Here is an 11,762-nt window from a genome sequence, read left to right on the forward strand (position 1 = left end):
GTATTGTAGAATTTACATCCGCTCATTTTTATTTTCTCCTTTTTTCGACAATTACAAATTACAATCAATTAATTTAAGTAAAATATAACATGTTTTATAAAAAATGTCAATAGTTAAACCAAAAAATAATTCCGCTTTACATTAAAAATATATATGTTATACTTTTAAATATTTGAAATTTTAATATTGTATTAAAGGGCGATTATGTCAAATATAAGCGTTATTGGAGCTGGAGGCTGGGGACTTGCGCTGGCGAATATTTTTTCCGAAAAGCATAATATAAAAGTCTGGGTTCACAGCGAAAAAAGTTATAAATTATTAAAAGAAAATCACAGAAACGATAATTATTTGGAAAATATAGAATTAAGTAAAAGTATATTTTTTACAATGAATATCGAAGAGACAATAAACGAATCTGAAATTATAATCATAGTGACTCCTTCTTTCGCGTTTCACGAAGCTTGCGAAAATATCGAACCTTATATAAAAAACGAACAAATTTTAGTTTCGGCTACAAAAGGACTCGACAGAAAAAGCGGAAAAACTATGAGCGAAGTTGCAAGAAGCGTAATATCTGGGGATTTGAATATACTAACTCTATCGGGACCTTCTCATGCCGAAGAAACGGCAAAAGGAATTCCTACCGCGATAGTTGTCGGAGGAGAAAAAGGAATTTCCGAATATGTGCGAGATATTTTAACCGTTCCGCCAAAATTAAGAATATATAATTCTACAGACCAAAAAGGAGTCGAAATAGGCGGAGCTTTGAAAAATATTATTGCGATTGCGGGAGGAATAATTGACGGACTAAAGCTCGGCGACAATACTAAAGCGGCGCTTATAACGAGAGGATTGCATGAAATAGTGCGTTTCGCTTTAAGCAAAGGAGCGAGAATAGACACAATGTATGGACTTTCTGGGATTGGCGATTTGATAGTCACATGCTCGAGCGGATTAAGTAGAAACAACAGGTTGGGAAGAGAGCTTGCCAAAGGAAAAAAATACGAAGAGGTTATATCGGAAAGTCATGGGCAGGTTGCCGAAGGAGTTTACGCCACAAAAGCCGCTTACGATTATTCTAAAAAAAATAATATTTATATGCCGATTACCGAAGCGGTTTATAATGTTCTGTTTAACGATGCCGATATTTATAAAACATTAAACGATTTAATGAGCAGAGAAGCGAAGAGCGAAGGATTTTTCTAATTTTTAATTATCTTTCATATTTTTTCAAAGTTTTATAAGGCTCTCTCAAAGGAAAATTAATTATATTGCTAAACCAATTATAATAATCAAAATTTTTTACTTCCGACATTATCGAATGTTTTTCAAATTCATGAATATCGTATTTTGGAAATATCATTGCCACAGTTTGCAAAATATAATATTCGAATATATTTAATAAAATTTTTTCGTTTTCATATTTCAAATTGCCGTTAAATAAAGGATAAACGCTTACAATCGCTAAAGATTTCGCGGGTTTAATTTTTTTATTTTCAAAAATCAATCTATCAATAATTTTATCTCCTTCGTTTACTTTTGAATTTAAAGGAATATTAACGATAATCATATTATAATTATAATAGTTAGTTTCTTTGCCTATTATTTTCCAATATTCCGAAGAACGCGTAATATCCGATAATTTTTTATCTTCAAAAAGGTTCGCGTTTTTCCTTATTATATTTCTATTTTCTCTATAAAAACCGTTCAAATTGTTTCCGTAAGCCAAATTATATTTTATTTTATAACCCAAAATTTGATAAGTCAAAAATGGCATTCTACTATTAAAAATATCAATAAAATCTTTCGCTTCAAAAGAAGGCAAATTGTCGTCTTTAATATACATTATATTTATAGAATATTGAGGATTTTTATTGAGAGGCTCTAAATTTTCTTTACATGATATTAAATAAACGAAAAATATTGAAAAAATAAATATTAATTTAGGCATAACTATTCTGGAATCTCTCCGCTAACACCATAGGCTTCTATTCTTTCGCCGTCTATATAATATTTTATCTCTCTTCCGCGAACGGTGCTTCCTCCCTGTTGCAAAGAAGGAGTTTCGCCCCATAGTCTTAAATATTTTCTTTTGTCGAAATATGTAGCCCAAGCGCTCCTTGAATTCATATCCTTACTTTCAACTAATACATCTCCGTTCGCTCTCAATTTTTCATCATCGTTAAACATTTGCATCGTGACGGAAATTATTTTAATGCTTCTATCTTCCACATAAGCATGCGGGTCTCCGCTGATTGTGGCGATTTTCGTGTCGGGGTCCAAATGAAGTAACTCTCCTTCGAGCGATAATTTTTCGTCATAATCGACTAATACGACATCGTTATGAAAAATAACATCTTTAAATTGTTTAGCCTCGCCATCTTTTTTATATTCTATCCATTCTCCGAAAGCTATTATTCCTCTGTCGGGAATTCTCACGGAAGGCTCGCCGTATAAATACATATGTTCGTTGTCTATTTCGTATTCCACATATCCGCCTTTCAAAATCATATTCTCTTCGTAAAAATAAGCGGTAACATTTCCATAAGCGTATAAAATTCGAGTTTCATTATCTTCTCCCGCATTATCGTTTACAAGTATTCTATCAGCCGTTATGATATTATAATTGCTTACTTGACTATCGTTGGTTTTAGTCCTTTCAACATAATTGTTGGTTTGAAGAATATATATTTTTCCTCTTCCCATAACATTCGCTTGAGAGTTTTTAGAATTATATTCCAATATCTCGCCCTCTATTCTGTCGTTTCCCTGATATAATCTTGGATTTCCTTTCAATACCGATATTTGAGTATCCATATTATATGTAAGCTCGTCTGCATAACCGTCCGTTTTTCTATCGTTTTCTTTATCTATATGAGTTAAATGAACATTGCTTATAGCCTTTGCAATAGGCGTGTTAAAATCTCTCTCCATAAAAGTGCTTCTTATTGTCACATTATTCGTTGACGACCTTAATACGGGCTTATTTCTCGCGTAAGCGTATCTCGTTTTTCCGTTATAACTCGCATATCCCGCATTGATTGTTGAACCGTTTGTTTTGCTGAAAAGTCTGACATTACCGTTAAAAGTCGCTAATTCCGTTTCTTTATAAAATGTCATTATATGGCTCGTTATAACCGCCGAAGTGTCTTCAAGTTTTGAATTTCCAGTATATTGAAAAATCTGCCCCTTATTATCGTAAGTAAATTTATCGGCGCTTCTTCTCGACTGCGATTGAGTAAATAACGATGAAGTTATTAAAAATAATAATGCAAATATATATACTTTACTCTTCTGCAATCGGAACTCCTATAGCGTTTCCTTCGTCAACTTCGTTATAAATTGTTACATTTTCCATAGACATATCTCCTTCCATACTGGACCCAGTAAGCCAACTTCCATCCTCTTGCTCCACTCTAACTGGAACGGGGCTTTTAAAATATTTTTTATCATTATCCCATTGAATATGTTCGCTATATAAAGTCGTATTGTTGGAAGCTTTTGCCACGACATTAGTAAACATTTCGACAAATAAATTTACTTGATTTATAGTGACAAACTCGCCCGATACTCTCGCTGCAATCGTTCCGTTTGATTCGTAAGTATAAGTTCTCGTATCAAGCAATTCTATAACTTTTCTATTCTCGTAAAATTTTGCATTTGTGGCGAATAATTCCATCTGTTTGAAATTCGTATTATAACTTTCTCTTCTAAAACCAAAAAATTCCATTTCGGGCGGAGGTGTAAAATTCTCGCCTCCTCTATTTTTATCAATATCGTTAAAATTTGTGCAAGAAAAAACAATTAACGAAATAATCATAACCAAATTAATATTCGCAAAACTCTTTAATAACTTCATTATAAATTCCTTTAGCTTTTAGAATCATATCTATTGCGACTCTAACCGCTCCGTCTCCGCCATTTTTATTTATTACTATATCGGCGGATTTTTTCAAATCTTTTATGGCGTTTTTAGGAACAAAAGAAACTCCCGCATATTTAATCGGTGCTAAATCTATAATATCGTCTCCTATATAAGCCACTTCCTCTCTATTTAAACTATATTTTTTTATTAAAGTCAAAAGAGAAGGCATTTTATATTCTTCGCCAAGTATCAAATCTTCAAAATTATGAGCTTTAAATTTTTCGAATCTTTCCCTTACGCAATTCGCTCTGCTCCCAGATATTACGGCGATTTTTATTCCAGCTTTCAAGGCCATAACTATTCCCATTCCGTCCAAAGTGTTAAAAAATTTGCTTTCCACTCCGTTGTTGTCGAATATGAGTTTTCCGTCCGTCATTACTCCGTCAATATCGGAAACCATAAGTTTAATTTTTTTGAGTTTACTAATATTAAATATATACGAAACAAAATCTTTTATAGTCATATTTTAGTCATTTTTAAAAGTCGTTTTATTAATTTAATTAAAAATTTTCAGACAATAATTGGGGCTTACAGGACTCGAACCTGCCCACCCGGTTTAGGAAACCAGTGCTCTATCCAGATGAGCTAAAGCCCCGTATAAAATACGGAAAGTGTGGGACTCGAACCCACATGGGTGTTAGCCCGGCGGTTTTCAAGACCGCTGCTCTACCAATTGAACGAACTTTCCGGGAAAAATTATAACATTTTTAAAAATAATTGCAAGTCTTTTTAAATAAAAAAATTAAAAAAATCTTATTATAACCGTTAAAAATCGGTTAATAATTGATTTTTTTTACATATATAATATAATAAATCCTTAATTAATCAAAAATAATTAGAATAAACGGATTGTAAAATGAAAAAAATAACGATTTTAATTTTATCAATAATAATTGCGATAACGATAATATCTTGCGGAAAAGATGGCGGTTCGATTTACGCCATGCATAAAAGATACAATAATTTTATCAACATTCTTCCAAACGATATAAAAAACGATTACTTGCTTGACTCGGAAAAATACGGCGATTTGTATAAAGAATGGATAGACGAATTCAATACTTGGACTGAAAATATTTTGAACGAAGAAAATTTATCGGAAAAAGAAATATCTTCGAGGATAACGCCCGACAGAATCGAATACGCTCTTGAAACTTTAACGAGCAGAAATTACGAAAGAAATTTGCCAGCCGAACTTATGATTAAAGTAAAAAATCATACGGACAATTTGGTTCTCGATATAAAAGAACTTGAAAAAGAAGAATCGTTTTCCAATTCCATGTCGGCTCTAAAAAAAGACGAGGCAATAGAACATTTTACTACAGAAGACACGATATTTTATTATGTTTGGAATTATCTTATAACGGTAAACCGCCCGAGACGATTTCAATAAAAAAGTTTAAAATAAAATTTTAAGAATTGACCAATAAACCGCTTCCGATTCTAATCATATTCGCGCCAAGTTTAATAGCAAGATGATAGTCCGAAGTCATACCGATAGAAAGAATCGAAACTTTATTTTTATCGAATTCCAAATTAATATCGTTATATATTTTATTAAGGCTTTCAAATTCGTTTTCAATCAAATTAGAATCATCGCTGTTTGAGGCGACTCCCATAAGTCCTTTGATTTTTATGTTTTTCAAATTTAAAATATTTTGATAAACTTTTTTATAATCCGTCAGATTAAAACCGCCTTTTTGACTCTCGTTACTTATATTGAATTGAAGCAATATATTTTGTATCTTATTATTTTTTTCTGCCTCTTTATTTATAATTTCCGCAATTTCTATGGAATCCACGCTTTGTATCAAATCGGCAAACTTTACGATATATTTGACTTTATTGCTTTGAATTCGTCCTATGAAATGCCATTTAATATTTTTAAAATCTTTAAACTCCCCTACTCTATCGCGCAAACTTTGAGCCTTGCTTTCGGCTAATGGCAAATCTAAATTGAGAGACAAAAATTCTTTTATAGTTTCTAAAGACGAGTATTTGCTAACGGCAACGATTTCTATATCGTAATTTAAATTATATTTTTCTTTTAGAAGATTTATATTATTTTTTATCTCGTTATATTTTTGAAATATTAAATCGGCTTTCATAAGAATATTATACTAAAAAAATGTTATTTGTCAAAATATTAAAATAATAATTTTATCGCTATTTTAAGGAACTATATAACCCGATTCTTCTTCGCCGAACATATCTCTATATTGAACTCGCACTTTCATCGCCCTATACTGTCCGCTCTCTCTCAAATTTCTAAAGCTGTTATAATAAATATAATATTTTCCGAAGTTGATATTTTTTATATTACCAATAGCCTCCGAATAATTGATTGAACTGTCGCCGTTAATCGTATATCCGTAAGTATTTTTTGAAATCAAATCGAGGAAATAATTATTTTTATTTAATCCCAAATAAACCTGATTAAGCGAAATAGCGTTATTTTTTGCGAAACTTGACAAATCGTTAAAATCCATAGATGCAAAAGCGCTATCGTTTATGTCGCTTACCGAAAAATGAATAATAGCCGTTTTCTTAAAGCTGTTTAGAGAGAGTCGAATCGCTTCGTAATAAGCTTCGCCCAATGCCGAAATTCCGCCCGAAAATCTGAAATTATTCGCGTTTTCTATTATTCTTAAATTAGCCGAAGAATAATTATCCAATTTATAAACTCCATCGTTATAATGAATTACCAAAACCTCGTCATTATTTGTCAAACTTAAAGTAAAATTGCTTATCTCTTCTTTAATTCTGCTTTCGTAATTTCTCGCGGTGGCGCTGTCTTCTATAAGATAAACAAATCTATATTCATGCAATTCGGGAGAGTCATAAAAACCTACCCTGCTTTCAATCGTATCGTTTTCAGTAATATAAAAATTATCCGCTGTTAATCCTATAATAGGATTTGCAAATCTGTCTCTAACCGTAACGGACGCCACCACGATTGGAAATTGGCTTAAATATTCTTTATCGGTAAACACATCCAAATTGGCGTAATATTCTTCTTTTCTCGTATAAACATCTATTCTGCCCGATATAAAATCCGTCAAATAAATAGCGCCGTTTTTGTCTTCCGCTATCGAAGTTGGAGTAGCCGTATATCTTTCCGAATTATTAAATAAAGTAAAAGTATTCGCTTTAATATCGTAATAATAAACTTTGCTTCCGTCCGCTATGAATAAATTTCCGTCCGAAGAAAAAGACAAACCTCTCGGCTCTTTAAACATTTCATGACTAATCGTAGAAATATAATTACCGCTAATATCGAATTTTTGAACTCGCTTATTTCCCAAATCCGCTACAAATATATTATTTTGATTGACTACAATTCCCGCTGGCGAAAAGAATTCTCCTTCGTTTTCTCCAAGTTTTCCAAAACTAAATAAATAATTTCCGTTTACATCGAATACGACAATTCTGTTATTCCCGCCGTCCGAAACATATAATCTGCCATAATTATCCGCATAAACCGAATTTGGTCCTAATAACTGTCCGTTTTCTATTCCAGAAACTCCTATATTCGTTATATAAGTTCCGTTGGAATCGTATTTAAATATTTTATCTTTTTTTGTATTAGCTATATAAATATTTCCGTCCGTATCTATATCGAAACCTCTCGGATTTTCCAATTTTTCGTAAGGATAAACTCTCGTCACAAATTGAACGGCTTTTCTCCACCAGCTTAATTGAGATTCTTCGAGTCTACGCCCTTGCGATATTTTTTTAATCAAATTTCCGTTTACATCGAATTGTTTAAGCGAAGAATCGTTATAATCCAAAACATAAATCGTGCCATCGTCCAAAACTTTTAATTGTATCGGCTGATTAATATTTCTCATAAAATTTGCGTTTGTGGAGAACGCTTTCAAATAAATAAAATTGCTGAAAGACTCACGCGTGTCTTCAATATTTGCGCTATAATATTTATTAATCTTCGACAATATTATAGGGTCATCGTATCCCATTCTGCTAATATTAAGCCATTCGTTAATTGCCAAAGACATATAACCCGCTTTATACAACGCTTTGCTATACCAATATCTTATAAATTTGTCGGTTGGATTAGTATTCAAAGATGTTCTGAAACTCGCTATAGAAGCGTCATATCTTTCTTGATTATAATAATGCACTCCTCTTATAAGTTCTCTATAAGAATCGTAAGTTTCCGTGTTTACATAATATGGAGTTTTGTCGAAAGCGTTTAAAAGCGATATAAAAGTCGGTAATAACAATATAATCGCCGCAAGTTTTAATCTCATAAATTTCTTTAATCCTCTAAACTTAAACTTGATTATTTTTTATTATAATTTATTTTAATATAATTTATGTAAGAAAGCCCGCTATCGGGATTGAACCGATGACCCTCACCTTACCATGGTGATGCTCTACCATCTGAGCTAAGCGGGCGATTCCAAATATTATTAAACTATAAAAACATTATAAAATTACTGTCAAAAAAGTCAAGTAGTTATGTTTACTTTATATAACCTATAATATTTTTCACATAATTTTTCGTCTCGTCAATATTAGGAATTCTCTGCAATTTATCTACCAAATTCGGTCCCGCATTATAAGCGGAAAGCGACAAATCCAATCTTCCATCGTATCTATTTAACATTTGAGACAAATATTTAGTTCCCGTCATAATATTCACATAAGGGTCTTTAAGCGATTCTTTATCTTCGATTCCAAGCAAAGCTCCCGTTGAAGGCATTATTTGCATCAAACCAATCGCTCCTTTTGAACTAATTGCGTTTGGCATATAATTAGATTCCTGTTTTATAACCGCTTTAATCAAATCTTTAGGCACTGAATATTTTTCGGAAGCTTCGTTTATTATGCTGTCGTAAGTATTCGGAAAATCCGCCGAAGTTTTTTTATAAGCGTTTATCGCCTTTGCAAAATTATTTGTTAAATTATTCGTTATATCGTCATAAACTCCAAAGGAAATTTTGCCGTTAAAAGTATCTTCGTCAATAATTTTTCCATTGTCGAAAGTTTTATTATTTATATTATTTTCTATTAAAAGCGAACCGTCCGCGTTGTTTATTTTATTTGCAGAATCGCTCGCCATCGCTTCGTTTAAATATTCCGAAAAAGGTTTAACGGGCAGTTGAGTATTTAGAGGAGCGAAACCTAATTTATTAAATGTGCTTTGTATCTCCCCTATTCTGCTATGTATTCTTTGTATAGATTCTATCATAATAATTCCTCTTATAATTTAATTAACTTATATATTCTTTTTTCCATTCGTCCAATTTAGACTGCTCTTCTTTAAGAATCAGCTTTTTATATTCGGCTAATTTTTTTTCTTTCAATATTTCAACCGCTCTTCTACTGTTCGTAGCTTCCTGTAAAATTTCCTGCCTTTTTCTAAGTTCGATTCCTATAATAGACATATTTTCTTCATGCAATCCTATTTGGGAATTAAGCGCCGTTATATAATCTCCCAAATAAAAACTCATATTAATCATTTCATTTTCGTCTTCAATCGAATCCACTATTTTTATACTATCTTCAATCTTAAAAATGCAACTATCTTTGCCTTCTCTTTCTTTATTATATTGAGCCGAAACCTCCGCCACTTCCGCTTGTTTTTGTCTTTCTATATTCTTTCTAAGCTTATATAAAGGCTCAAGTTTAAAATCAAATTTCTTCATTATTAATCGAATCCCAAACAAATTAAAAAATCTACAATATTACAAGATTATCCTCGTATTGAACATTATCGGAAATTTTAGAATTATCGTTTTCTATTTTTACATCTCCGCTCGAAACCAAATCTTTTTCAATTTCCTCTCTCGAATAAAACATTGACATAAGCGATTCTTTACTGTCGGCAAAACTTGAAACTTCGTAAATATCCTGCCTTAAATATTTATCCATAATCGGCTTATATTCTATAGCTTTATCTACTTCGGGCATGCTTCCTTTAGCGTAACCGCCTATCATTATAAGTTCTTTAACTTCGTTATAATCGGCGCTCATTTTCAAAAATTCTTTGGCAGATTCTTTATGCATCTCCGAAACTACTTCGTTCATTATTCTCGATATGCTTTTATTTATGTCAATGGCTGGAAAATGTCCTCTGTTTGCAAGCTCTCTCGATAAAACTATATGCCCGTCTAAAATTCCTCTAACCGCATCCGTAATAGGTTCGTCCAAATCGTCTCCTTCGACTAATACATTATAAAAAGCCGTTATAGTTCCTTTATTTGAAGTTCCCGTTCTCTCCAAAAGTTGCGCCAATTCGGAAAATACGCTCGGAGTATAACCTCTCGTTGTCGCTGGCTCTCCTCTCGAAAGTCCTATTTCTCTTTGCGCCAAAGCGAATCTAGTAACAGAATCCATCATAAACATTACATCTTTGCCTTTATCTCTAAAATATTCCGCTATAGTTGTCGCCGTATATGAGGCTCGAACTCTCAAAAGCGGAGCGTCATCGCTTGAAGCTACAATTATAACGCTTTTCTTTAATCCTTCCTCTCCCAAATCTCTTTCTATGAAATCCAAAACTTCTCTTCTTCTCTCTCCGATAAGGGCGATAACATTCACATCGGCGTTCGTGTTTCGGGCAATCATCGATAAAAGAGTAGATTTTCCGACTCCCGTTCCGCTCATTATTCCCATTCTCTGCCCTTTTCCAACCGTTAAAAGTCCGTCAATCGCTCTAACTCCCGTTTGTATATGTTCTTTTATTCTAGGTCTATCCAAAGGATTAACCGCTCTATGATGTATTGAAATCGGAGTTTTGTAAGATTTATGTCCGTATCCGTTTAGAGGTTTTCCCATTCCGTCCAAAATCGTTCCTAATAATTTATCCGAACACATTATCGATAAAGGACTGTCGTAAGAATAAACCATATCTCCGAAAGTTATTCCGTTTACATCGCCGTATGACGCTATAAAGACATCCTGATTTTTAATGCTTATAACCTCGCAATCGACATGCGAACCGCCATTTTTATATATTCTGCACATATCTCCAATTTTAGCGAAAGGTCCTTCGCTTACGATTAAAGAACCTCTAACTTCTTTAACTTTTCCGCAGAATTTTAATAAAGCGACATCATTAACGACTTCTTTATATTTATTAAAGGTATTTTGAATTTCAATAATCGATTCTTTATTTTCCCGTTTTTTCATAAGTAAACCTTTAATAATATTAATAAAAAATTAAAAACCTTTGATTGGCTCGACTTCTTTAATCGCCGTTTCGATTTCGTTTAATTGAGTATTTATTCTCGCGTCAATATCTCCAAAATCCGTTTCTATCATACAACCGCCTATATCGACATTCGGGTCTTCAAGCACGGTAACTCCTTCAATTTTATCGAGCATTTGATAGAATTCGTCTTTATGTCTTGCCGAAACTTCCAAATCGTCAATATTTACTCTTATAGTAATTTTCGTTCTTCCTTTGATTCTTCTTAAAGCCTCTTGAATATTTCTTATAACTATTCCCTTGTCTCTTTCGGTTAGCATTTTTACCACTCTTTTTGCTATAAGAACGGCAACCTCTATAACTTGAGCTTCGGCGGCGTCTATTATTTCGTTTCTTTTATTAATCGTTTCGCCCAAAATTTTTCTTAATTGTTCCGACAATTTCGTCAAATCGTTATTGCTGTCGGAAAAAGATTTTTCAAAACCTTCGTCATATCCTTTCGCGTAGCCTTCTTTATAAGCGGCGTCTCTAATAGATTCTGATTCGCTTTCTATTTTAGCTTTTTCTGCGTTCGCATCTTGAATGATTTTTGAAGCGTCAACTTTAGCCTGTTCGGATATTACATGAGCTTCGTTTTGTTCTTTATTGTCTTCTAATATT

At 32.7% G+C, this 11,762-nt stretch carries 12 protein-coding genes and 3 tRNA genes; 2 read left to right on the top strand and 13 right to left on the bottom strand.

Translation table 11 applies throughout. From position 1 onward, the window contains the following. The first annotated feature begins 204 nt into the window (after positions 1–204). Entirely contained in the window at positions 205–1,206 is a 1,002-nt protein-coding gene (locus tag EZH24_RS02295) for an NAD(P)H-dependent glycerol-3-phosphate dehydrogenase (RefSeq protein WP_137997520.1), read from the top strand. A 7-nt stretch (positions 1,207–1,213) separates the two neighbouring features. Here the strand turns inward: EZH24_RS02295 and EZH24_RS02300 are convergent, their stop codons facing one another. From EZH24_RS02300 to EZH24_RS02325, 6 genes are all read right to left on the bottom strand, one after another. Next, positions 1,214–1,951 carry a hypothetical protein gene (locus EZH24_RS02300; protein ID WP_137997521.1) on the bottom strand — a complete coding sequence of 246 codons (738 nt, stop codon included), beginning with the start codon at positions 1,949–1,951 and terminating at the stop codon, positions 1,214–1,216. A gap of 2 nt (positions 1,952–1,953) precedes the next feature. Continuing rightward, positions 1,954–3,279: an LptA/OstA family protein gene (locus tag EZH24_RS02305; RefSeq protein ID WP_236847038.1), complete on the bottom strand. Its 1,326-nt coding sequence runs from the start codon at positions 3,277–3,279 to the stop codon at positions 1,954–1,956. Positions 3,280–3,286: 7 nt separating this feature from the next. Beyond that, positions 3,287–3,859, bottom strand: coding sequence for an LPS export ABC transporter periplasmic protein LptC (gene lptC / locus EZH24_RS02310; RefSeq protein WP_137997523.1), 573 nt, complete (start codon positions 3,857–3,859; stop codon positions 3,287–3,289). Then, complete coding sequence (locus EZH24_RS02315) at positions 3,828–4,388, bottom strand: KdsC family phosphatase (protein ID WP_137997524.1); 561 nt, start codon at positions 4,386–4,388, stop codon at positions 3,828–3,830. The genes lptC and EZH24_RS02315 overlap by 32 nt, the downstream gene beginning before the upstream one ends. A gap of 59 nt (positions 4,389–4,447) precedes the next feature. Next, positions 4,448–4,520 (bottom strand) — tRNA-Arg (locus EZH24_RS02320). Positions 4,521–4,530: 10 nt separating this feature from the next. Next, a tRNA-Ser gene (locus tag EZH24_RS02325) sits at positions 4,531–4,613 on the bottom strand. 168 nt (positions 4,614–4,781) lie between these two features. Between EZH24_RS02325 and EZH24_RS02330 the strand changes: the two genes are divergently transcribed. Next, positions 4,782–5,318 carry a hypothetical protein gene (locus EZH24_RS02330; RefSeq protein WP_137997525.1) on the top strand — a complete coding sequence of 179 codons (537 nt, stop codon included), beginning with the start codon at positions 4,782–4,784 and terminating at the stop codon, positions 5,316–5,318. A gap of 19 nt (positions 5,319–5,337) precedes the next feature. Here EZH24_RS02330 and EZH24_RS02335 read toward each other — a convergent pair whose 3' ends face one another. From EZH24_RS02335 to fliH, 7 genes are all read right to left on the bottom strand, one after another. Then, positions 5,338–6,033, bottom strand: coding sequence for a YggS family pyridoxal phosphate-dependent enzyme (locus EZH24_RS02335; RefSeq protein ID WP_137997526.1), 696 nt, complete (start codon positions 6,031–6,033; stop codon positions 5,338–5,340). 63 nt (positions 6,034–6,096) lie between these two features. Beyond that, positions 6,097–8,196 carry a 6-bladed beta-propeller gene (locus EZH24_RS02340; protein ID WP_137997527.1) on the bottom strand — a complete coding sequence of 700 codons (2,100 nt, stop codon included), beginning with the start codon at positions 8,194–8,196 and terminating at the stop codon, positions 6,097–6,099. A 75-nt stretch (positions 8,197–8,271) separates the two neighbouring features. Then, positions 8,272–8,344 (bottom strand) — tRNA-Thr (locus tag EZH24_RS02345). Between the two features lie 67 nt (positions 8,345–8,411). After that, entirely contained in the window at positions 8,412–9,140 is a 729-nt protein-coding gene (locus EZH24_RS02350; protein WP_137997528.1) for a lytic transglycosylase domain-containing protein, read from the bottom strand. A gap of 22 nt (positions 9,141–9,162) precedes the next feature. Beyond that, positions 9,163–9,597, bottom strand: a complete 435-nt coding sequence (locus EZH24_RS02355) for a flagellar export protein FliJ (protein ID WP_137997529.1) — start codon at positions 9,595–9,597, stop codon at positions 9,163–9,165. 31 nt (positions 9,598–9,628) lie between these two features. Continuing rightward, positions 9,629–11,083: a FliI/YscN family ATPase gene (locus EZH24_RS02360; RefSeq protein ID WP_137997530.1), complete on the bottom strand. Its 1,455-nt coding sequence runs from the start codon at positions 11,081–11,083 to the stop codon at positions 9,629–9,631. Between the two features lie 30 nt (positions 11,084–11,113). After that, the coding region (gene fliH, locus EZH24_RS02365) for a flagellar assembly protein FliH (protein ID WP_137997531.1) at positions 11,114–11,762 on the bottom strand (649 nt) is incomplete at its 5' end.

This window comes from Brachyspira catarrhinii (genome assembly GCF_005518285.1).
Lineage (GTDB): Bacteria > Spirochaetota > Brachyspiria > Brachyspirales > Brachyspiraceae > Brachyspira > Brachyspira catarrhinii.

Excerpts from the sequence above, each read along its gene's own strand:
- EZH24_RS02295 (WP_137997520.1), top strand. The coding sequence starts at position 205 with ATGTCAAATATAAGCGTTATTGGAGCTGGAGGCTGGGGACTTGCGCTG.
- EZH24_RS02300 (WP_137997521.1), bottom strand. The coding sequence starts at position 1,951 with ATGCCTAAATTAATATTTATTTTTTCAATATTTTTCGTTTATTTAATA.
- lptC (WP_137997523.1), bottom strand. The coding sequence starts at position 3,859 with ATGAAGTTATTAAAGAGTTTTGCGAATATTAATTTGGTTATGATTATT.
- EZH24_RS02315 (WP_137997524.1), bottom strand. The coding sequence starts at position 4,388 with ATGACTATAAAAGATTTTGTTTCGTATATATTTAATATTAGTAAACTC.
- EZH24_RS02330 (WP_137997525.1), top strand. The coding sequence starts at position 4,782 with ATGAAAAAAATAACGATTTTAATTTTATCAATAATAATTGCGATAACG.
- EZH24_RS02335 (WP_137997526.1), bottom strand. The coding sequence starts at position 6,033 with ATGAAAGCCGATTTAATATTTCAAAAATATAACGAGATAAAAAATAAT.
- EZH24_RS02340 (WP_137997527.1), bottom strand. The coding sequence starts at position 8,196 with ATGAGATTAAAACTTGCGGCGATTATATTGTTATTACCGACTTTTATA.
- EZH24_RS02350 (WP_137997528.1), bottom strand. The coding sequence starts at position 9,140 with ATGATAGAATCTATACAAAGAATACATAGCAGAATAGGGGAGATACAA.
- EZH24_RS02355 (WP_137997529.1), bottom strand. The coding sequence starts at position 9,597 with ATGAAGAAATTTGATTTTAAACTTGAGCCTTTATATAAGCTTAGAAAG.
- EZH24_RS02360 (WP_137997530.1), bottom strand. The coding sequence starts at position 11,083 with ATGAAAAAACGGGAAAATAAAGAATCGATTATTGAAATTCAAAATACC.